The organism is Variovorax sp. CCNWLW225, assembly GCF_037204045.1.
Lineage (GTDB): Bacteria > Pseudomonadota > Gammaproteobacteria > Burkholderiales > Burkholderiaceae_C > Variovorax.
Map to the genome: position 1 here is coordinate 1 of NZ_JBBCBV010000017.1, position 20,510 is coordinate 20,510.

Consider the following 20,510-nt stretch of genomic DNA (forward strand, 5'->3'; position numbering starts at 1 on the left):
CTTCTGTATGCGCCGAGGAGCGCAGATGGAGGCGGGATCAGGGCCGCAGCTGTTTGAGCGAAGCGAGTTCTGCGGACTCCCGCCGGAGTCGAGCACCGCAGGTTTCCCGTAGCGAAGCGCAGGGACGCAGACAGTAGGGGTCGCCTTTCTTTGCTTACTTTCTTTGGCGAAGCAAAGAAAGTGAGTCGCCCGCCGGGGCGAGACCCGGCCTCGGGAAGCAAACCAAGCCAGCTACATAAGCTACCAACAAAGAGTTCGTTTGAGAAAGCACCCCCTCAAACCTACATTGGCGGGATGACCCAGCCCGACCCAGCCCGGCAGCACTTCGAAGTCCGCCCCTTCACCGCCCCCGTAGGTGCCGAAATCATCGGGCTCGACATCTCCAAGCCCATCAGCGCTGAAGACTTCAAGCGCATCCACCAAGCGCACCTCGACCACCACGTGCTGGTCTTCCGCGGCCAGCGGATCACCCCGCAAGAGCACATCGATTTCAGCCGCCGTTTCGGCCCGCTCGAAGTTCACGTGCTGCACCAGTTCCACCTGAAGAACCACCCCGAGATCCTGATCGTTTCCAACATCAAGGAAAACGGCGAACCCATCGGCCTGGGCGATGCGGGCGTCTACTGGCACTCGGACATCTCGTACAAGCCCCAGCCGAGCCTAGGCTCCCTGCTGCATGCGCAAGAGCTGCCGAGCGAAGGCGGCGACACGCTCTTTGCCGATCAGCATCTCGCTTGGGAAGCGCTCGACCCCGAGCTGCAGCAGCGCATCCTGCCGCTCAAGGCCGAGCACAGCTATCTCGCCAAGTACGAAGAGTTGCGCGCCAAGAACCCGTGGCGCCCCAAGCTCTCGCAGGCGCAGATCGACCAGGTCGCCCCCGCGGTGCAGCCGGTGGTGCGCACGCACCCGGAAACGGGCCGCAAGGCGCTGTTCGTCAGCGAGCATTTCACGACGCGCATCGTCGGCCTGCCGCAGGAAGAAAGCGACGCACTGCTGGCCGAGCTGTTCGCGCACAGCGTGAAGCCCGAGTTCGTGTATCGCCACCAATGGGCGCCGCACGATCTGGTGTTCTGGGACAACCGCTCGCTGATGCACCTTGCGGCGGGCACGCCCGACCATCTGCGACGGCGCCTCAACCGCACCACCATCGTCGGCGACACGCCTTTCTGATCTTCTCCTGGACTCATTTCAATGAACCGATTCACACGCAAGGCCGCCGCGCTCGTCACCGGCTTCGGTCTCCTCGCGGGCAGTCTTGCTGCCCATGCCGAAGGGCAGATCCGCATCGCCGAGCAATTCGGCATCGTCTACCTGCTGCTCAATGTCGCGCAGGAACAAAAGCTCATCGAGAAGCACGCCAAGGCGGCCGGTGTCGATGCCAAGGTGGAGTGGATCAAGCTTTCGGGCGGCTCGGCGGTGAATGACGCGCTGCTCTCGGGCAACATCGAGATAGCGAGTGCCGGCGTGGGCCCGCTGCTCACGCTGTGGGACCGCACCAAGGGCAAGCAGAACGTGAAGGGCGTGGCATCGCTGGGCAACTTTCCCTACTACCTGGTGAGCAACAACCCGAACGTGAAGACCATTGCAGACTTCACCGACAAGGACCGCATCGCCCTGCCGGCGGTGGGAGTCTCGGTGCAGTCGCGGGTGCTGCAGTTCGCATCGGCCAAGCTCTGGGGCGACAAGGAGTTCAACCGGCTCGACAAGATCAGCGTGGCGGTGCCGCATCCCGATGCTGCGGCGGCCATCATCAAGGGCGGCACCGAGATCACGGCGCACTTCGGCAACCCGCCATTCCAGGACCAGGAGCTCGCGGGCAATCCGAACGCGCACATCGTGTTCAACTCGTACCAGGTGCTCGGCGGCCCGGCCTCGGCCACGGTGCTCTATGCCACCGAGAAATTCCGCAGCGAGAACCCGAAGACCTACAAGGCGTTTGTCGATGCGCTCGACGAGGCGGCGAAGTTCGTCACGGCCAATCCGGAGAAAGCGGCGGACATCTACCTGAAGGTGGGCAACGCGAAGATCGACCGCGAGCTGCTGCTGAAGATCATCAAGAACCCCGAGGTGCAGTTCAAGACCACGCCGCAGAACACCTATGCGCTGGCGGAGTTCATGCACCGGGTGGGCGCGATCAAGAACAAGCCGGCTTCGGTGAAGGATTATTTCTTCGACGATGCGCAGAACGCTTCGGGGAATTGAATGAGCACGGCGAAGGCGCGATCCGGCTTTGACTCCTTCCCCCTCTGGGCGAAGGCGAGGATGGGGGCGGGCAGAACGGTGGCGACGCCAACGCCGCTTGTCCCCACCCCGGCCCTCCCCCGGGAGGGGAGGGAGGAAGACGAGAGGCAAGCGCTCGCGCCGCTCCTCCAGGTCGACGGCGTCAGCCTCGAATACCGTACGCCCGAGCGCGTGGTGCGCGCCACCCACCGCGTGAGCTTCGACGTGCACGCCGCCGACCGTTTCGTGCTGCTCGGCCCGTCGGGCTGCGGCAAGTCCACGCTGCTGAAGGCCGTCGGCGGATTCATCCAGCCCGTCGAAGGCGAGATCCGCCTCGACGGCCGTCGCGTGGCGCAGCCGGGCCCCGACCGTATCGTCGTGTTCCAGGAGTTCGACCAGCTGCCACCGTGGAAGACCGTTCAGCAGAACGTGATGTTCCCGCTGCTCGCCTCGCGCACCCTCGGCAAGAAGGAAGCGGCCGAACGCGCGCTGCATTACCTCGACAAGGTGGGCCTTGCCAAGTTCGCCGACGTGCATCCGCACCAGCTGTCGGGCGGCATGAAGCAGCGCGTGGCCATTGCGCGTGCGCTGGCGATGCAGCCGCGCGTGCTGTTGATGGACGAGCCTTTTGCCGCGCTGGATGCACTCACGCGCCGCAAGATGCAGCAGGAGCTGCTCGAGCTGTGGGACGAGGTGCGCTTCACGCTGCTTTTCGTCACGCATTCCATCGAGGAGGCGCTGGTGGTTGGCAACCGCGTGGCGCTGCTGTCGCCGCACCCGGGCCGCATGCGTGCCGAATTGAACAGCCACGGCTTCTCGCTGGCCAGCCTGGGCGGCGCCGAGTTCCAGGGCACGGCGCAGCGCATTCACGACATGCTGTTCGAAGAAGAGCAGGAGCAAGGGCAAGAGCACGAAGAGGCCGCAGCATGAGCGCACTCGTTCCGCCCATCCGCCCCGAGTACGAGCGCACGCTCGAGCCCTTCACCGAGGTGCCGGTCAAGCGAACCCTGCCACTGCCGACGCGCATCTGGGCCCAGGCCGGCGTTCGCAAGGGCCTGATCCTGATCGTCATCGCGGTGCTCTGGGAGCTTGCGGCCCGATGGCAGGACAACGACCTGCTGCTGCCTACCTTCAGCGCCACGGCCCTCGCGTTGGCCGAGGGGCTGGCGAGCGGCGAACTCATCGAGAAGGTGCGCATCTCGCTGGCGGTGCTGCTGCAGGGCTACCTGGCCGGCGTGCTGCTGGCTTTTGCGCTCACCACGCTCGCGGTGTCGACGCAGATCGGGCGCGACCTGTTGGACACGCTGACTTCGATGTTCAATCCGCTGCCCGCCATTGCGCTGCTGCCGCTCGCTTTGCTGTGGTTTGGCCTGGGGCGCGGCAGCCTGGTGTTCGTGCTGATCCATTCGGTGCTGTGGCCGCTGGCGCTCAACACCTATGCGGGCTTCCAGGGCGTGCCCGAAACACTGCGGATGGCGGGGCGCAACTACGGGCTCAAGGGCTTGCGCTACGTGCTGCAGATACTGGTGCCGGCCGCGTTGCCGTCGATCCTGTCGGGGCTGAAGATCGGCTGGGCCTTTGCCTGGCGCACGCTGATCGCGGCCGAGCTGGTGTTCGGCGCCTCGTCGGGCAAGGGCGGCCTTGGCTGGTACATCTTCCAGAACCGCAACGAGCTCTACACCGACCGCGTGTTCGCTGGCCTGGCGATGGTGGTGCTGATCGGCCTGTTGGTGGAAAGCCTGGGCTTCAAGACGCTGGAGCGCCTGACGGTGCGGCGCTGGGGCCAGCAGCGCTGATCGGACGATTCAGCCGGCGCCGGGCTTCGCGCTGCCCTTGCGCAGCGTGCGCAGCTCGGCGTTCAGGAACTCCTTGGCGTCCTTCATCGAGCCATTCGGCATCTTGACCTGGTAGGCCTTGCCGGTCATTTCCGAGCGGGAAGCGCAGCGGTCGATGAAGTCTTCGGCCGTGACGATCTCGTCTTTGAAGTGGTCGAACTTGGCCCGCATGTGCTTGGCGGCATCGTCGGCGTCGTGCGCCTTGCCGTTGCGCATGAAGGTCATCGTCTTCATCTGCGAAACGCGCTGGATCAGCGTGTCGATGAGCTTCTGCTCCGACGCAGAAGGGGCGGCCTGGGCCAGTACGGCCATGGAGCCGAGCAAAAGCGCCAGCAGCGCCATGCGCAAAAATCGAAATGAAGCCATTCAGTGGTGATCAGGGATCGAGTGGGACGGGTAGTTCGGCCCATGCTAGAGCGCCGGCCCCTGGCATGTCAAACCGGGTCCGGCTCGGGTCTAATCGCAGTTTTGGCCCGCTTCACTTCTTTCATGAGCTCCCCGACCCCCGATCTCCTGTCGATTGCCGATGCGCTGGCCGATTCGGCCGCCGCGCAATCGATGCACTATTTCCGCACGCCGCTGGACATCATCACGAAGGCGGACGAGAGCCCCGTCACGCTCGCAGACCGCGCCGCCGAAACGGCCATGCGCGAAATTCTGGCCGCCCGTGCGCCGGCGGACGGCATCTTCGGCGAAGAGCACGGCCTGGAGCGGCTCGACGCCGAACGCGTCTGGGTGCTCGACCCGATCGACGGCACGCGCAGCTTCATTACCGGCTCTCCGCTCTGGGGTACGCTGATCGGCGTGCTGCAAGGCGCCAGCGTGGTGCTCGGCATGATCGACATGCCGGTGCTGAAAGAGCGCTGGATCGGCCAGGCCGGCAAGGGCGCCACGCGCGACGGCCAGCCGGTGCATGCCAGCGGCTGCACCGACGTGGCCAAGGCCCGCATCGTCACCACCTCGCCGGACATCTTTGCGCCGGCCGACTGGCAGGCTTTCGATCGGCTCAGCCGCCAATGCGCGATGCGCCGCTTCGGCGGCGACTGCTACGGCTATGCCCAGCTTGCGGGCGGCACCATCGACCTGGTGGTGGAAACCGGGCTGCAGCCGTACGACTACCTGGGGCCGGCGGGCGTGATCGAGGCGGCGGGCGGCGTCATCACCGACTGGCAGGGCCGGCCGCTGGGGCTGGAGTCCGACGGCAGGGTTATTGCGGCCGCAACGCCCGAACTTCACCGACAAGCCATGGCCGTTCTTGCGGCCTAGACTGTTCCCATGTTCCGCTGGCTGATCGTCGTCGTCCTTGCCCTGGTGCTCATGAGCGGCCTCACGGCCTGGCTGCGCCGGTTCGGCTTCGGGCGATTGCCTGGCGACTTCGAGTTCCGCGCTTTCGGCCGCGAGTGGCAATTGCCCATCTCCAGCACCCTGGTGCTCAGCATGATCGCGGCGCTGGTGGCGCGCTTCATCTAGCGCCTTCGATGAACCAGAAACCGAAAAGAAAGAGAAGAACCACGCGATGAGAGCCTGTGTTGACATCGGCGGCACCAAGGTGGCCGTGAGCCTTTCCGCATCGAGCGATGCGCCGCTGGTCGGCCGCCGCAGCGAACCGACGGCCAAGACCGGCGACAACGACGCCGTGGCCGTGCAGATCATGCGGATGATCGAGGAGGCCTGCACCGAGCAGGGGATCGATATCGCCACGATCGACCGCGTGGGCGTCTCGTCGACCGGCCCCTTCGAGCTGCGGGACGGCATGGTGGAGCTGGCCACGCCCAATATCTGCGGCGGCATTGCCGGCCCGGCGCGCGGCCTGCCCAACGACTGGATGACGGCCATCATCGAAGCACCGCTGGCGCGGCGTTTCGGCAGCGTGCGGGTCGAGAACGACGCCGTGGCCGCGCTGGAGGCCGAGCGCCAGTGGGGTGCGCTGCAAGGGATGGACAACTGCGCGTACGTTACCTGGAGCACCGGCGTGGGCGTGGGCCTGTGCGTCGATGGTCGCGCGCTGCGCGGCAAGAACGGCAATGCCGGCCACGCGGGCCACAGCTTCGTGGCGGACGACGCGAGCGGCGCGCTCTGCGGCTGCGGCAATCTTGGCGACGTGGAGGCGCTGGTGGCGGGTAACTCCATTGCGCGCCGTTTCGGGCAGCCCGCGCCCGACCTGTTTGCCGCCGCTTCGGCGGGTGAGCCGCATGCCATAAGCATCGTCGACGCGCTGTGCCGCGTCACCGGACGCATGCTCTACAACCTGGTGGCGACGCTCGATCTCCAGCGCATCAGCCTGGGCGGCAGCGTGTTCTGGCACCACCGCGACTTTTTGCTGCCGCGGCTGCAGGCGCAGGTCGACGGCAAGCTGCTTCCGCTCACGCGCGGCGTGACGCTGGTGCCCGCAGGGCTCGGTGAAAAGGTCGGCGACTACGCCGCCCTGGCGCTGCTCGACTGAGAAGGTGCGAATGAACCTGCTGCGCACCCCGATCTCGCACCTGCGGTCCTCACCGTACGCGAGTACGGTTCCGGTCCTCGACGCAAGCTCGGGGCGCTCGCGACGGTTCCTTCACACCTTCTGACGCCGGCGCACTGCGGCTCATCAGCGTCTCGACGATCTGGCCCAGGCGGCGCAGGCCCGAGTCGACCGCCTCGCCATACGGCCAGCCGCAGTTGATGCGCAGGTAATGGTCGAAGCGCGACGAGTTCGAGAACAGCGTGCCGGGCGCCACCACGATCCGCTCGGCCAACGCCGCATCGAAAACCCGCGATGAAGAAAGCCGCTCGGGCAACTCGACCCATAGCTGCAGCCCGCCCGGCGGCAGGTTGATGCGGGTGCCCGCCGGAAAGTAGCCGGCAATTGCATCGGCGGTCTGCTCGCGCTGCGTCTTCAGGCAGGCGCGCAGGTGGCGCAAATGGCGGTCGTAGGCGCCGGTGCCCATGAACAGGCCCGCCGCGCTTTGCGAAAGCCCCTCGTTGTTGCGCGTTTGCGCGAACTTGAGCATCTCCACCCGGGCCTGCCAGCGGCCCGCGGTGATCCAGCCCAGCCGCAGGCCGGGCGCCAGGATCTTGTGCAGCGAGGCGCAATAGATCACGTTGCCGCTGGTGTCCCAGGACTTGAGCGCGCGCGGCGGCAATGGCGCGTCGACGAGCTCGCTGTAGGTGTCGTCTTCGATCAGCGGAATGGCGTGCCGCTCGCACAGCTGCGCGAGCCGCGCCTTGTGCGCATCTGGCATCACGCTGCCCAGCGGGTTCTGCAGGTGCGGCACCACCACCACGGCCTTGATGTTGTCGTAGGCGCCGATCGCGAGTTCCAGCGCCTCGATCGAGATACCGGTCTGCGGGCTGGTCGGGATTTCCAGCGCGCGCATGCCCAGGCTCTCGAGCACCTGCAGCAAACCGTAGAAGGTGGGTGACTCCACCGCCACCGTGTCCCCCGGCTGCGCCACGGCGCGCAACGCGAGGTTCAGCGCCTCGATGCAGCCGTTGGTCACCAGGATGTCTTCCGGCGAGATCGTCATGCCCACGCGCACGCTGCGCTGCGCGAGCACTTCGCGGAACTGGCGATGGCCCTTCAGTTGCGCCGCCACCGTCAGCAGCTCGGGTTGCTGGCGCAGCACGCGCGTCATCGCATTGCGCAAGGCCTCGGCCGGGTACAGCTGCGGTGCGCCGCGCGCAATCGAGAGATTGAGCTTTTCCGGAATCTGCCGGCGGCGGGCCACGAAGTCCGACACCTTGGCGTGGATGCCCACGTACTGGGCCGGATCGGGCGGCACGCCGGCCGCGGGCTCTTCCATGGGGGTAATGGCCAGCCGCTTGGGCCGCCGCACGAAGTAGCCCGAGCGGTCGCGCGCCTCGACCCAGCCGTCGCTCTCCATGGTGCGGCACAGCTGCAGCGCCGTCGACAGGCTGATGTCGTGCAGGCGCATGAGGCTGCGCAGCGAAGGCAGCTTGTCGCCCTGCTTGAGAGAACCCGTGTGGATCGCGTCCACATAGCGTGCTGCAAGCTGGCGGTAGAGCGGTAGCGAATCCATGGCGTCGATGCTCTTCCTGTCGCGCGTCCGAAAACAGATGCAGATGCGCAGAAAAACGACCATAACAGATGCCTGATGGCGGGCGCTGTTCCGGTGCGAATCGCCTTGGCGTGTGCCTGTTTTCCGGGCGCCCGAATTCCTACGATGACCGCACCAACTCCAGAAGGTGCGCCCATGTCTCCCCTCACGCTCGATAGATTGCCCGATACCCTCGTGCTGCACCCTGGGCAGGCCTTGCGTGCCTCGCTCGACCCCGCCACCTGGATTGAAATGCTGGAAGGCTGCGCGCAGCTGGTGTCGCCGCCGTCATGGTTTGGCGACACGGTGTTCACCGCCAAGGCCGTGCTGAACGAAGGCGACGTGCATCGCCTGGAGCGCGGCGGATGGATCGAACTCTCGGCGCTCACGCCGGTGCGGCTGCGCGTGCATGCGCCGCGGCAGGCGGCGGTTGCGCCGGCCTCCAGGCAGCCTGCGGAAACGCGGCCGGTGATGCGGCTGGTGCGGCTGCTGACCGGAACCTAGCCGCGCGGCTTTCTACCGCTGGCTCGCCGCTTCGCGCAGCGCATCGAGAAAGCTGCGCCGCCACCAGTGAATGTCTTGCTCGCGGATGCGCGACAGCAGCTTCTGGTGCCGTTCGCGCCGCTCCTCGAGCGGCATCTGTAGCGCCTGCTGCACGGTTTCGGCGGTGCCGTGCGTGTCGTAGGGGTTCACCAGCAGCGCTTCCTTCAGCTGCTCGGCCGCACCGGCAAAGCGCGAGAGCACCAGCACACCGGGGTCGGCCGGGTCCTGCGCGGCAATGTATTCCTTGGCGACCAGGTTCATGCCGTCGCGCAGCGGCGTCACCAGCCCCACCGCGGCCGCACGGCACAGCCCCGGCACGCGCTTGCGGGCCACCATGCGGTGGATGTAGCGCACCGGCATCCAGTCGAGCTCGCCGTAGTCGCCGTTGATGGCGCCGCACAGCGACTCGAGCTCGCGCCGGATGTCGCCGTAGGCATCGACCGTTTCGCGCGTGGGCGAGGCAATCTGGATCAGCGTGGCGCTGCGGCGGTTCTCGGGATAGTTGGCAAGCAGTTCGCGGAAGGCGCGCACCCGCTGCGGAATGCCCTTGGAGTAGTCGAGCCGGTCGATGCCCAGCAGCAGCCGCCGCTGCGAGTACTCGCGCTTCATGGTCTCGAACATGTCGCGCGACTCCTTGGCATGCGTGAGCGCCGCGAACTCGTCGACGTCGATGCCGATGGGGAAGGCGCTGCAGCGCACCGTCTGGCCGTAGGCGCGGTACATGTCGTCGCCCAGGTATTCGCCATGCGCCTCGTTGCGCACGTAGTGCTCGAAGTGCTGCACGTCCTGCTGCGCCTGGAAGCCGATCAGGTCGTAGGAGAAAAGCGAGCGCATGAGCCACTCGTGCTGCGGAACGGCCGCGATGATGATCTGCGGCGGCAGCGGAATGTGCAGGAAGAAGCCGATGCGCTGCGTGCAGCCCATCGCGCGAAGCTCGGCCGCGAGCGGGATCAGGTGGTAGTCATGGATCCAGATGATGTCGTCTGGCTTGAGCATCGGCATCAGCTTGCGCGCGAACAGCTGGTTCACGCGCCGGTAGCCGCCGATGAAGCCGGCTTCGAAGTGGGCCAGGTCGAGCCGGTTGTGGAACACCGGCCACAGCACGTCGTTGCTGTAGCCCAGGTAGAAGCTGTCGTGGTCTTCCCGGCTCAGGTCGATGGTGGCGAGCGTGACCTTGCCGGCCTGCTGCATGTGCAGCTCGCCTTCGCCCGTGGGGCCGTCTTCCACGATCTGCCCGCTCCAGCCGAACCACAGGCCGCCGCTTTGCTGCAGGCTTTCGCCGAGCGCAACCGCCAGCCCCCCCGCCGCGGGCTTTCGCGGATCCGCCACGCGATTCGAAACAACAACCAGACGACTCATATGCACGAATCCCAAGGCGCCGACAGCCGAACCGCCGCGTTGATGATGCCGACCATCGAATACGTCTGGGGGAAGTTGCCCCACATCTCGCCCGTGACCGGATGCGTGTCTTCCGAAAGCAGGCCGAGCGGATTGCGCGCCGCCAGCATGGTCTCGAAGATCTGGCGGGCCTCGGCCTTGCGGCCGATCTTGGCCAGTGCGTCGATGCGCCAGAAGGTGCAGATGTTGAATGCGGTCTCGGGCTTGCCGAAGTCGTCGGCCGCTTCGTAGCGGCGCATGTAGGGGCCGTCGCAAAGCGACTTTTCCATGGCGTCGACGGTGGAAATGAAGCGCGGGTCGCGCGCGTCGATCAGCCCCACCTCCACCATCAGCAGGATGCTGGCGTCCAGCTCGTGGCCGCCGAAGCTCTCGGCAAAGGCCTGGCGCTCCTCGCACCACGACTTGGCCAATATTTCTTCCTTCATGCGCGCGGCATGGCCGTGCCAGTAGGCGGCGCGCTCGGGCAACTCCAGCGCACGCGCGATCTTGGCCAGCCGGTCGCAGGCGGCCCAACTCATCAGTGCCGAACTGGTGTGCACGCGGGCGCGGGTGCGCAGCTCCCACATGCCCGCGTCCGGTGTGCCATAGACGCGGATCGCCTGTTCGCCCACTGCTTCGAGGTGCGGAAACTCGGCCACGCCCGCACGCGCGAGCAGCCGGTGGTCATGAAAGGCCTGCGCCGCGCCGAGCACGATGTTGCCGTAGACGTCGTGCTGGAAGTGCTCCTGCGCCTGGTTGCCCACGCGCACGGGGCCCATGCCGCGGTAGCCCGCAAGGTTCTCGACCATCGACTCGGGCAGTTCGCGCTCCAGCCCGATGCCGTAGAGCGGCTGGATGTGCTCGCCGTGCGAGCCGATCACCACGTTGCCCAGCCAGCGCAGGTAGTCTTCCATGGTGCCGACTTCGCTCAGCGAATTGAGCGCACGCACCACAAAGAAGGCATCGCGCAGCCAGCAGTAGCGGTAGTCCCAGTTGCGCTGGCTGCCCGGCGCCTCCGGAATGCTCGTGGTCATGGCGGCCACGATGGCGCCGGTGTCTTCGTAGAGCGATAGCTTGAGCGTGATGGCCGCGCGGATCACCGCGTCCTGGTACTCGAACGGAATGGCCAGCCGCTTGCTCCAGGTGCGCCAGTAGGCAATGGTTTCCTGCTCGAAGCTGCGCGCCGTGTCGGCAATGCCGTCGAGCAGGGTTTCGTCGACGCCGAACATGAAGTTGTATTCGCGCGAAATCACGAAGGGCTGGCGCGAAAGAATGTGCGAAATCGATGCGTCGGTATTGAGCCGCAGCGTGAGGTCCGGCCCCACGTAGCGAATGTGGTTGCTGCCGCGGGTGACTTCAACCGGCGCCGAGGCACCCCACTGAAAGCGCGGATCGAGCGCCACGCGAATGCGCGGCGCGCCGGCAATCGGGCGCACGCGGCGCACCAGCATCAGCGGCCGGAAGTAGCGCGAGCGGCTGTAGAAGCGAGGCGCAAAGTCGGTGATCTCGATGCCCTGGCCGGCGCTGTCGAACAGCTGGGTGCGCAGCACCGCAGTATTGGGCTCGTACCACTGCTTGCTGGAAGCGAAGTCTTCGATTTCGATGGCCCAGGCGCCGGCGTCGTCGCCGGGGTGCAGCAGGGCATTGAACACCGGATCGCCGTCGAAGCGCGGCAGGCAGCACCATACGGCGCGTCCGCGTGCGTCGATGAGCGCGCTGTAGGCGCAGTTTCCAATCACGCCCACATTGAGCGAAGGCTCGGCCGGCGGCCCGAAGCCGCGCGGTACCGCCGAAGCCGCGGCGCGCGGATCCACCGGCGCACGGTCGTCGGGCCCGGCGGCGCCGGCAAGCGAAATGCCCGCACGGTCTTCAGGTGCCTTGGGCAGTTGCAGTTCGCTCATCCAGCACTCCTCGGGTTTTCATCTTTCTTGTGTTCCGGCGCGGCCAGTTGATCGCGCAACTGCACCAGCCATTCGTACACCGCCCGCGGCGATTCGAGCCGGTGCAGTGCCAGGCTCGGACCCGAGCCCACCTTGATGCCGATGCCGCCGCGTGGCTGCACCACCGCGAAGCCGCTCTCGTCGGTGGTGTCGTCGCCAGCAAAGACCGGCGTGCGTCCGGCGAACGGGGGCTCGTTCATGAAGGCCTCGATCGCAATGCCCTTGTTGATGCCCGTCGGCTTGACCTCGAACACGAACTTGCCATGCAGGAGCTCGAGCTGGGGCCGGCCCGCAATGGCGCGCGACATGGCGTCGCGGCACACGGCCTCCAGTTGCGGCGCGAGCCGGTAGTGCAGTGCAATGGCCGCGTGCTTGCGCTCGACCAGGAGGCCTTCATGCACGCGCGCCAGTTCATTGGCAATCTCGAGAATGGGTACGAGGTCGGGGGCGTGCTGCTCCTGCATGCGGCCCTTCGAATCGCGCCGCTGCACGCCGTGTTCGCCGGCTGCCGGCAGCCGCAGCGGCGCAAGAAAGCGGTCGATGGCGTCGATCTGGCGGCCCGACACCACGGCCAGCGCACCGCCGAGCTGATCGCGCAGGTTCTCGAGCAGTGCCACCAGCGCGGGAGGAACTTCGACAGCCTCGGGAGTGGGCGCAAGTGCGACCAGCGTGCCGTCGAAGTCGAGAAAAAGGGCTGAATCTCGCCCCAACGGAGGGGGCAGTTGTGAGGGCACTTTGGAAGACATTGGCATCGCCGAAAACCATAACACGGGCATAGCAATTCCCGTGTCGGCCAAAGTCGGACGTTACCCGCGGCGGGGCCGCTTCAGCCCGGCAACGCCGTCACGGCCGCCACGGCCTCCACGCGCGCGCGATGGATCGCCTCGCCGATCTGCGGGCCCGTGGCGCCCGACTGCTGAGCCGTGCGTGCGACCGCATCGGTCGCCACGCCGGCCGCCGCGCGCAGCACCGCCAGCAGCCGCTCGCGCTGGGGGTAGGGCTGGTCTTCGAACCCGAGCCGGCCGCGCGAGTCGCACTCGCACGCCAGCAGCACCTCGGCAAAGCGCGCGGGCTTGCGGAACGCATCGCAGCGCTCCAGCAGGCGCACCAGTTCGGGTGCATCGAGTTCGCCGCTGGCGTGAACGTTGCCGTGCTCGCGCGCCACCACCTCGGCCAGTTCGCGAATGTCGACCGGCACGCGCCAGCGGTCGCACACCGCGTGCAGCAGTTCGGCGCTGCGCTTCTCATGGCCGGTATGGCGCGGCAACAGAGCGGGTTCGGTCGTGCCCTTGCCAAGGTCGTGCATCAGGCAGGCAAAGCGCACCGCCAGCGGCGCCTGCAGCCTGGCGCTGGTGTCGAGGACCATCATCAGGTGCACACCGGTGTCTACCTCGGGGTGATGCTCCGCGGACTGCGGCACGCCCCAGAGCCTGTCGACTTCCGGCAGCAGCACGGCCAGCGCGCCGCAAGCCCGCAGCACATCGAACATGCGCGAGGGGCGCGTTTCCATCAGGCCGCGGGCCAGCTCTTGCCAGACGCGCTCGGCCACCAGTGCACCGGTTTCGCCGGCTGCCACCATTTCGCGCATCAGGGCCATGGTTTCAGGTGCGACCGAAAAATCGTCGAAGCGCGCGGCGAAGCGCGCCACCCGCAGGATGCGCACCGGGTCTTCGCGGAAGGCGTCGGTGACATGGCGCAGCACTCGCTGTTCCAGATCGCGCCGGCCGTGGAAGGGATCGGCCAGCTTGTCTGGATCGGGCTCGAAGCTTCCATCGGGCTGCACCCACTCCGCGGGCATTGCAATGGCGTTGACCGTGAGGTCGCGCCGCGCCAGGTCTTGCTCCAGGGTGACGTCTGGCGACGCATGCACGGTAAAGCCGCGGTAGCCGGGAGCGCTCTTGCGCTCGGTGCGGGCCAGCGCGTACTCCTCCCGGGTCTGTGGGTGCAGGAACACCGGAAAGTCGCGCCCCACGGGCAGGTAGCCGCGCGACGTCATTTCTTCGGGTGTGGCGCCCACCACCAGCCAGTCATGGTCGGACACCGGCCGCCCGAGCAGCCGGTCACGCAACGCGCCACCGACGAGATACGTTTTCATGCGCTCCAGTGTAGGGATATCCATACGCCAAGAAATAGAACGACCGTTCGATAATTTTCTGGCAAATCAAAGGAACGTTCGCCGATTTGCCCGAAAGGTAGCCGCTGTTTCAGCAGCTGCCGCGTGCCACGAACATTAAAACCAAAGGAGCAATCACACCATGAAGAAAACAATGTTTGCGCTGGCGGCAGTGAGCGCAATGGCATCCGGAAGCGCGTGGGCGCAGAACGCCGGGGACTGGGTCATCGGCGCAGGCTGGCTTCGAATGTCACCGCAGGATTCGAGCAAGCCGCTCACCTTCACGGCGCCGGTGCGCAGCGTGGTGCCCGGTTCGGGCGCGTCGGTGAGCGACGCCGACACGCTCGGCCTGAGCGCGGTTTATTTCGTCGACAGCCACTGGGCCGTGGAGGGGGTGCTGGGCATTCCGCCAAAGTTCAAGCTCGACGGCGAAGGCACGCTGGCTCGCATCGGCGAGCTCGGCGAAGCGCGGCAATGGAGCCCGACGATTCTGGGCAAGTACTACTTCAACGAAGGTAGCAGTGCTTTCCGTCCGTTCGTGGGCCTGGGCGCCACCTATGTCTGGTACAGCGACGTCAAGCTCACGCCGGGCCTGCAGGGCGCCCTGGGCAGCCAGATGCGCCAGCCGCCGCTTTCCACCTCGACCACCGCCAAGCTCGACAGTTCGTTCGCGCCCGTGCTCAATGCCGGCGTGGCCTACCAGTTCGACAAGAACTGGGGCGTGTCGTTCTCGGTGTCCTACATTCCGCTGAAAACCAAGGCCAAGCTCACCACCACGTCGATCACCGGCCTTCCGGTCGCCACCAGCGAAGCCAGGCTCAAGCTCAATCCGATCGTGACGTACCTCGCGGTGACCTATCGCTTCTGAGCCTCGGCCTCGAAGAGCTCAGCGCGCCTTGCGGTACGGCTCTTCGAACTGCAGGAAGTCTTTCTCGGCCAGGGCGTCGTCGATCCACGCCTTGACGCCGGGCAGGGCTTGCACACGCTCGATGTAGGCCGAGATGACCGGCGGCACGGGCAGCCCGTAGGTCTTGATGCGCGTGCCCACGGGTGCGAAGTAGGCGTCTGCATTGCTGAATTCGCCGAACAGCATCGGGCCGCCATGGGCACTGAGCAGGTCGGTCCACATCTGCACGATGCGGTCGACCTCGCCCTGCAGGCCGGGGTTGTCCTTCAGCAGCTGCGCGCCGACGTCGGCCAGCGACGCCTCGATGTTCATGACGCAGAGGCTGCGAAGGTTTCCGAACCCCGAGTGCATTTCGGCGCAGATGCTGCGCGCGCGGGCCCGGTCGGCCGCGGCGCGGGGCCACAGCTGCTTTTCGGGAAATGTCTCGGCAAGGTATTCGGCAATGGCGAGCGTGTCCCACACCACCAGGTCGCCGTCGACCAGCACCGGCACCTTGGCAACAGGGTTCAGCGAGCCGATGGTTTTCTTGAACTGCGAATTGGCCTCGAACGAATCGAAGCGCACCTTCACTTCCTCGAACGGAATGCCGGCCTGCTTCATGAGCACCCAGGGCCGCATGGACCAGGACGAGTAGTTCTTGTTGCCGATGTAGAGCTTGCGCATCGCGTTGTGATCCTGCGGTTCAGATGAGAAGAAAGCCTTCAATGCTAGCCGGGCCGCACGTGCGGATTGATGCCGAAGCGCGCGCGAATTGATGCGTGCAGCGCGCCCATCGGGCCTTTCTTCAGCGCGGCGGCGGGTCTTCAGGAGAGGCGATCACGCGGGACGCCTCGCCGTTCTTGCCTTCGTCGCGCGGCGGACCGACCAGCCGCTCGATCAGGCTCACGAGGCGCGGCACCAGCGAGAGCACGGCCAGCGCCAGCAGCGCGCTCAACACCGCGGTGACTTCGCGGCCGAGCCCGCAGGCCATGCCGATGGCGGCGGTCATCCACAGCCCGGCGGCGGTGGTGAGGCCCTGCACCTGGTGCTCGTCCTTGCCCTGCTTGAGGATGGTGCCGGCGCAAAGAAAGCCCACGCCCGCCACCAGGCCCTGGATCACGCGGCTCATGTCGGCCGGAACAATGCCGGTCTGCTGCGGAATGAGCACGAACAGCGCCGAGCCGATGGCCACCAGCATGTGCGTGCGCACGCCGGCCGCCTTGCCCTGCTGCTCGCGCTCGAAGCCGAGCATGAAGCCGATGACCGCGGCGAGCATCAGGCGAACCACGATGCGCGTGAGCTGGGCGACGTCGCCCACGTCCGAGAACTCGGCCGCAACGGTGTCGAGTACCTGGTCGCCCCAGCTCATGTCAGGGAAGGTCCTTGTTGGGTTCGGGCTCGGAGGCGTCGCGCGGGCCCACCCGGCCCAGGCGCTCTTTCAGCGATTGCGGGCGCCCGGTGATCAGCGCGGCGTAGTTGGTCGTATTGGCCAGCACCTTCTTCACGTAGTCGCGCGTTTCGTTGAAGGGCACGTTCTCGGCCCAGATCGCGGCTTCCATCACCGGGCCGTTGCGCCAGTTGCGCGGCCGGCCGGGGCCGGCGTTGTAGGCCGCGGCGGCCAGGGCCATGGAGCCGTCGAAGTCGTCGAGCGCCAGCTTCAGGTAGTTGGTGCCGATGGTGATGTTGGTCTCGCGGTCGTTGATCTGCCCCGGCGTGAAGTCGTTCATGCCGATCTTGCGGGCGGTCCAGCGGGCCGTGGCGGGCATGACCTGCATGAGGCCCGAGGCCCCCACGCCCGAGCGCGCGTCCATGATGAAGCGGCTTTCCTGGCGGATCAGTCCGTAGACGTAGGCCGGGTCGAGCCCGATGTCCTGGCTCTTGCGCAGCACCGTGTCGTGGAACGGCATGGGGAAGCGCTGCTCCGCGTCGATCACGCCCTTGGTGCGCTCGCTGGTGTTGATGCAACGGTCCCACACTTCGCGCTGGCAAGCGAGGTCGGCCGCGGCCAGCAGCGCGCGGTCGTCCATGCCGCCCTTGTCGTGCAGGTTGGTGGCGTAGTTCCATTCGCGCGTGCCCTCGGGGCGCAGGCCGATGGCAATGGCGTAGAGGGCGCGGCTGAGCGAGGGGTTGCTGCGCGCGGCGTTCTTCTCTTCGGGCGTGAGGGGCGCCGGGCGAGTCGGCGTCACGGTGCGCTGGCCGAGTTCTTCGAGCGCCAGCATTTCGTAGAAGCCGCGCGTGCCGGCAATGCTCTGGTAAAGCTCGCGTGCCTGGGCGCGGCGCTCGTCGCCGCCCGCGGCGCTGAGGGCGCGCGCCTTCCAGTAGACCCAGGTGGGGTCGAGCTGGGCGATTTCGCTCATGGCGTTGATGGCGGGCGCCACCTCTTTCCACTGGCCGTTGCGCAGCGCGGCGCGCACGCGCCAGCCGAGCATGTCGTCGGACAGGTCGCTGTTCTTGGTGACGTTGGCGAAGTAGCTGCCCGCCATGGGCGAAAGCTTGCCCGCCGCCTGACGGCCGATGGTGCCCCAGAGCCAGTTGCGCTCTTCGGCGGAAAGCATCGGGCCCCACTTGCTGTCGAGCTGCGTGGCGGCCTGTTCCGGGTCGGCCATGGCAATCTTGATGAGCGCCAGAACCACCAGCTCCTTGCGCGACTTGGCGGCCACGAAGGCGCGGCCGGCCAGGAACTTGGCTGCGCTGGCGTTGAGCTCTTCGAACAGCGGCAGCGCATCGGGGGCGGCAATGGTCACGGCGCCGCGCGCGGCTTGCGGGCGGTTGGCCTCCATGGCCAGGCGGGCCTTCTTCCAGACGTCGTTGGTCGCGATCAGTCGGGCCGCGACCATGCGGTCGGCGGCGGTAAGGCAGCCGTCGTCGGCCTCCTTCTGAGCGAACCAGTTGCGGCGCACCTCGTCGGCCTGGGCCTGGGTGGCGGTGCCGGAGCGCAGGGCCTCGACCAGCACCGCATAGCAGCGCACCTGCGCGTCGTCGCCCATGCGGAAGCCGGCTATGGCGGCGGAAAAACCGTCCCAGTCGCGGCGCTGGCCCAGCAACAGCAGCCAGTCGTTGCGCAGGCGGTCTTCCTGGTAGGTGCCCGGGTAGCGGGCGAAAAAGTCTTGCACCTCGTTCGGCGCAGCTTCCTGCAGGCGTGCCTTGAGCTCCCAGTAGGCGGCCCAGGGTTCGAGCGCATGGCCGCGCGCCTGGGGCAGCAGGGCGGAAAGGCGGCCCTTGTCTCCGCGCTGGAAGGCCTGCTTCATCTGGATGAGCACGTCGTCGTTGCTGTTGGTCTGCGCGGCGGCGTGCTGCTGTGAAAGCAGTGCGGCAGCTGCTACAACAGCGGAAAAAACGAGTGCGGGCGCTGCGCGGCGCGGGCGGTGGCGCATGGATGCCAAAATGCTTGGGAACTGCATCGGGGGATTATGGACAAGTCAAAGGATGCCGACACCTCGGCGACCGTGAGTTTTCTCAAGGATCAGCTGCGAAAAGCGCTGATCGAGCAGCGCCTGGCCATGCCCGACCGCCTGGCCAGGGCCGATCTTCTGCAGCGGGTGATGCGGATCTGGCTGGTCGGCCGGCCCGACACCGTGATTGGCGCCTACTGGCCCATCAAGGGCGAATTCGATCCGCTGCCCGCATTGCACCGCTGGAAGGAAGACGGCGAGCTCATCGACGAGCCGCAGCGCCGCCGCATCGGGCTGCCGGTGATGAACAAGGTGCACAAGACGCTGACCTTCCATGCCTGGTACCCCGGCTGCCAGATGGAAGAAGACGCCTACGGCATTCCGAAGCCCAAGGACACCGAGCTCATCGTGCCCACGCTGCTGTTCGTGCCCTGCGTGGGCTACAGCGCCGGCGGCTATCGCCTGGGCTACGGCGGCGGCTTTTACGACCGCACGCTGGCCGCGCTGGAGCCGCGCCCGTTCACGGTGGGGCTGGGCTTTACCAACGGCTTTCTCGACGAATACGAGCCCGAGGCGCACGACCTGCCGCTCGATGCCATCCTCAACGACAACGGCGTCGTCTGGCCGACGTCCTGAGCCGCGCGGCGGCCGCTGGCCGCTGGCTCAGTCGATGTTGTCCACGGTGTCCGGGTCGGGCACCTCGCCGATGGTCTCGCGCGTGGTGATGGCCTGCGCCTGGAGCCAATCCCAGAAGGCCCTGATTTCCGGCCGCAGCGCGTTGCGCGGCCCGGCGATGAGCCAGTAGCCCATCGGTGAATCCATGCGGTGCTGCGGCAGCACCTCCACCAGGTCGCCGTTGGCCAGGCTTTCGGCGATGAGCGAGCTGCGCGCCAGCGTCACGCCTTGGCCGGTGAGCGCGGCCTGCACCATCTGGTAGGCATAGTTGAAGTAGAGCCAGCGCTTGGGCTGCGCCCTTTCAAGGCCGTTCACTTCGAACCAGCGCCGCCAGGTCAGCCATTCGAGGTGGGTGCGGTGCGCGTCGCCGGCCTCGATGAGCGTAAAGCCGGCAATGTCGGCCGGCGTCTTGATGGGCGGGCTGCTCTTCAGCAGCCAGGGGCTTGCCACGGGCGTCAGGGTTTCGCCGAAGAGGCGAACCGCCGTGGCCGGCATGGCCTCGCGCGGGCCGTAGCGCAGGGCGATGTCCACGTCGGCCACTTCCAGGTCCACTGCCACGTCGCTGGCGTCGATACGGATGTCGATTTCGGGGTTGTCGCGCTGAAAGGCCTCCAGCCGCGGAATGAGCCACATCGATGCAAAAGATGCAAAAGTGGTGAGCGACACGCTCTTGCGCCCCGCGCTCTGGCGAATCTGCCGCACCGCCGTATCGATGCGCGGCAGCGATTGCTGCACTGCCAGCAGCAGTTGCGCCCCGGCGCTCGTGAGCTCCACGGCCCGCGTATGGCGCAGGAACAGCGCCACGCCCACTTCTTCTTCCAGCGACTGGATCTGGCGGCTGACCGCCGACTGGGTGAGCGCCATTTCTTCGGCGGCGGCCCGGAAGTTCAGGTGCCGCGCCACGGCTTCGAAGGCGCGCAGATGCCCGGCCGAGATGGGGCGGGAGCGCAGATGGGTTTGGGAGTGCTGCATGGACGAGGGCGTGGAGGGCATCTGAGGATTGATGCGGATTCGGAATCAGTAGGCTACTTCGTTTTCATTGGACTGCCAACAGGCCCCGAACGATCATTCATTCCCGAACTGCGCCATTGCCTCCCCTCCGTGTCATCGCAGTTCGGCAAGCCCAAGGAGTTTCATCATGTCCACCGCCGTCTGCACCAACGAATCGCTCGCTTCCCTGTCGTCTGCCCGTACCGCTTCCGCCGTTCCGCCGGCTGTGCGCCGCGGTGCCTGGCAAATTGCCCCCGGCGAGGCAATGAGCCTCAAGGCGCGGTCGGCCAGCGTGCTGCGCGTCAAGCAGGGCCGTGTGTGGATCACGCCGGACGCCACCTCGGCCACGGCCAGCGAAGACCTGGTGCTGGCCCCCGGCGAGTCGCTTAACGTGGCCGCCGGCCAGCGCATCGTCATGGAAGCGTGGGATGGCTACGGTGCCACCTACTCGTGGGATCCTGCGGCCTGACCGGTCGACTCCCCACGGCGGAAAGGCGGCTTC

Annotated in this window: 21 protein-coding genes; 11 read left to right on the forward strand and 10 right to left on the reverse strand. The window is 66.8% G+C overall.

The features are described 5' to 3' along the window. Positions 1-294 precede the first annotated feature (294 nt). From V9L20_RS21860 to V9L20_RS21875, 4 genes are read left to right on the forward strand one after another with little or no spacing between them, the layout of a single operon-like run. Positions 295-1,170, forward strand: coding sequence for a TauD/TfdA dioxygenase family protein (locus V9L20_RS21860; protein WP_337298209.1), 876 nt, complete (start codon positions 295-297; stop codon positions 1,168-1,170). A 21-nt stretch (positions 1,171-1,191) separates the two neighbouring features. Continuing rightward, positions 1,192-2,202: an ABC transporter substrate-binding protein gene (locus tag V9L20_RS21865; protein ID WP_337298210.1), complete on the forward strand. Its 1,011-nt coding sequence runs from the start codon at positions 1,192-1,194 to the stop codon at positions 2,200-2,202. Between the two features lie 60 nt (positions 2,203-2,262). After that, positions 2,263-3,150 carry an ABC transporter ATP-binding protein gene (locus V9L20_RS21870; RefSeq protein WP_337298211.1) on the forward strand — a complete coding sequence of 296 codons (888 nt, stop codon included), beginning with the start codon at positions 2,263-2,265 and terminating at the stop codon, positions 3,148-3,150. Next, on the forward strand, positions 3,147-4,016 hold the full coding sequence (locus V9L20_RS21875) for an ABC transporter permease (protein WP_337298212.1): 870 nt from the start codon (positions 3,147-3,149) through the stop codon (positions 4,014-4,016). Before V9L20_RS21870 ends, V9L20_RS21875 begins: the two co-directional genes overlap by 4 nt. A gap of 9 nt (positions 4,017-4,025) precedes the next feature. On the opposite strand, the gene V9L20_RS21880 is transcribed toward V9L20_RS21875, so the two are convergent. Next, positions 4,026-4,421 carry a DUF5329 family protein gene (locus V9L20_RS21880; protein WP_337298213.1) on the reverse strand — a complete coding sequence of 132 codons (396 nt, stop codon included), beginning with the start codon at positions 4,419-4,421 and terminating at the stop codon, positions 4,026-4,028. 123 nt (positions 4,422-4,544) lie between these two features. On the opposite strand from V9L20_RS21880, the gene hisN reads away from it, so the two are divergent. Genes hisN through V9L20_RS21895 form a run of 3 tightly spaced genes read left to right on the forward strand, consistent with a single transcriptional unit; the run spans position 4,545 to position 6,498 of the window. Next, a complete protein-coding gene (hisN, locus tag V9L20_RS21885; RefSeq protein ID WP_337298214.1) occupies positions 4,545-5,321 on the forward strand; it encodes a histidinol-phosphatase in 777 nt (258 codons plus the stop codon). Between the two features lie 9 nt (positions 5,322-5,330). Beyond that, entirely contained in the window at positions 5,331-5,525 is a 195-nt protein-coding gene (locus V9L20_RS21890) for a DUF2905 domain-containing protein (RefSeq protein WP_126747984.1), read from the forward strand. Positions 5,526-5,571: 46 nt separating this feature from the next. After that, the gene (locus V9L20_RS21895; protein ID WP_337298215.1) at positions 5,572-6,498 is read left to right on the forward strand and encodes an ROK family protein; all 927 of its coding nucleotides are present in this window, start codon (positions 5,572-5,574) and stop codon (positions 6,496-6,498) included. Positions 6,499-6,547: 49 nt separating this feature from the next. On the opposite strand, the gene V9L20_RS21900 is transcribed toward V9L20_RS21895, so the two are convergent. Continuing rightward, positions 6,548-8,074, reverse strand: a complete 1,527-nt coding sequence (locus V9L20_RS21900; protein WP_337298216.1) for an aminotransferase-like domain-containing protein — start codon at positions 8,072-8,074, stop codon at positions 6,548-6,550. A gap of 174 nt (positions 8,075-8,248) precedes the next feature. Here V9L20_RS21900 and V9L20_RS21905 point away from each other — a divergent pair, with 174 nt between their 5' ends. Beyond that, a complete protein-coding gene (locus tag V9L20_RS21905) occupies positions 8,249-8,596 on the forward strand; it encodes a hypothetical protein (RefSeq protein WP_337298217.1) in 348 nt (115 codons plus the stop codon). A 12-nt stretch (positions 8,597-8,608) separates the two neighbouring features. Here V9L20_RS21905 and otsA read toward each other — a convergent pair whose 3' ends face one another. From otsA to V9L20_RS21925, 4 genes are all read right to left on the reverse strand, one after another. Continuing rightward, positions 8,609-9,994 (reverse strand): alpha,alpha-trehalose-phosphate synthase (UDP-forming), encoded by a 1,386-nt coding sequence (otsA, locus tag V9L20_RS21910; protein WP_258504096.1) that lies wholly within the window; start codon positions 9,992-9,994, stop codon positions 8,609-8,611. Continuing rightward, entirely contained in the window at positions 9,991-11,913 is a 1,923-nt protein-coding gene (locus V9L20_RS21915) for a glycoside hydrolase family 15 protein (protein ID WP_337298218.1), read from the reverse strand. The genes otsA and V9L20_RS21915 overlap by 4 nt, the downstream gene beginning before the upstream one ends. Next, positions 11,910-12,704 carry a trehalose-phosphatase gene (gene otsB, locus V9L20_RS21920; protein WP_443098617.1) on the reverse strand — a complete coding sequence of 265 codons (795 nt, stop codon included), beginning with the start codon at positions 12,702-12,704 and terminating at the stop codon, positions 11,910-11,912. The genes V9L20_RS21915 and otsB overlap by 4 nt, the downstream gene beginning before the upstream one ends. A gap of 74 nt (positions 12,705-12,778) precedes the next feature. Beyond that, positions 12,779-14,047, reverse strand: a complete 1,269-nt coding sequence (locus tag V9L20_RS21925) for a multifunctional CCA addition/repair protein (protein ID WP_337298219.1) — start codon at positions 14,045-14,047, stop codon at positions 12,779-12,781. A 160-nt stretch (positions 14,048-14,207) separates the two neighbouring features. On the opposite strand from V9L20_RS21925, the gene V9L20_RS21930 reads away from it, so the two are divergent. Continuing rightward, entirely contained in the window at positions 14,208-14,933 is a 726-nt protein-coding gene (locus tag V9L20_RS21930) for an OmpW/AlkL family protein (RefSeq protein WP_337298220.1), read from the forward strand. Positions 14,934-14,951: 18 nt separating this feature from the next. Here the strand turns inward: V9L20_RS21930 and V9L20_RS21935 are convergent, their stop codons facing one another. The 3 genes from V9L20_RS21935 to V9L20_RS21945 all read right to left on the reverse strand — a co-directional run bounded on the left by V9L20_RS21935 (position 14,952) and on the right by V9L20_RS21945 (position 18,325). Beyond that, the gene (locus V9L20_RS21935; protein WP_337298221.1) at positions 14,952-15,635 is read right to left on the reverse strand and encodes a glutathione S-transferase family protein; all 684 of its coding nucleotides are present in this window, start codon (positions 15,633-15,635) and stop codon (positions 14,952-14,954) included. A 121-nt stretch (positions 15,636-15,756) separates the two neighbouring features. Then, entirely contained in the window at positions 15,757-16,320 is a 564-nt protein-coding gene (locus tag V9L20_RS21940; protein WP_337298222.1) for an MgtC/SapB family protein, read from the reverse strand. 1 nt (position 16,321) lies between these two features. After that, positions 16,322-18,325, reverse strand: a complete 2,004-nt coding sequence (locus V9L20_RS21945) for a lytic transglycosylase domain-containing protein (protein WP_337298223.1) — start codon at positions 18,323-18,325, stop codon at positions 16,322-16,324. A 36-nt stretch (positions 18,326-18,361) separates the two neighbouring features. Here V9L20_RS21945 and V9L20_RS21950 point away from each other — a divergent pair, with 36 nt between their 5' ends. Beyond that, positions 18,362-18,979 (forward strand): 5-formyltetrahydrofolate cyclo-ligase, encoded by a 618-nt coding sequence (locus V9L20_RS21950; protein WP_258504104.1) that lies wholly within the window; start codon positions 18,362-18,364, stop codon positions 18,977-18,979. Between the two features lie 27 nt (positions 18,980-19,006). Here the strand turns inward: V9L20_RS21950 and V9L20_RS21955 are convergent, their stop codons facing one another. After that, entirely contained in the window at positions 19,007-19,990 is a 984-nt protein-coding gene (locus V9L20_RS21955) for a LysR substrate-binding domain-containing protein (RefSeq protein WP_157612102.1), read from the reverse strand. 166 nt (positions 19,991-20,156) lie between these two features. On the opposite strand from V9L20_RS21955, the gene V9L20_RS21960 reads away from it, so the two are divergent. Beyond that, complete coding sequence (locus V9L20_RS21960; RefSeq protein WP_126747996.1) at positions 20,157-20,477, forward strand: DUF2917 domain-containing protein; 321 nt, start codon at positions 20,157-20,159, stop codon at positions 20,475-20,477. Positions 20,478-20,510: the final 33 nt, after the last annotated feature.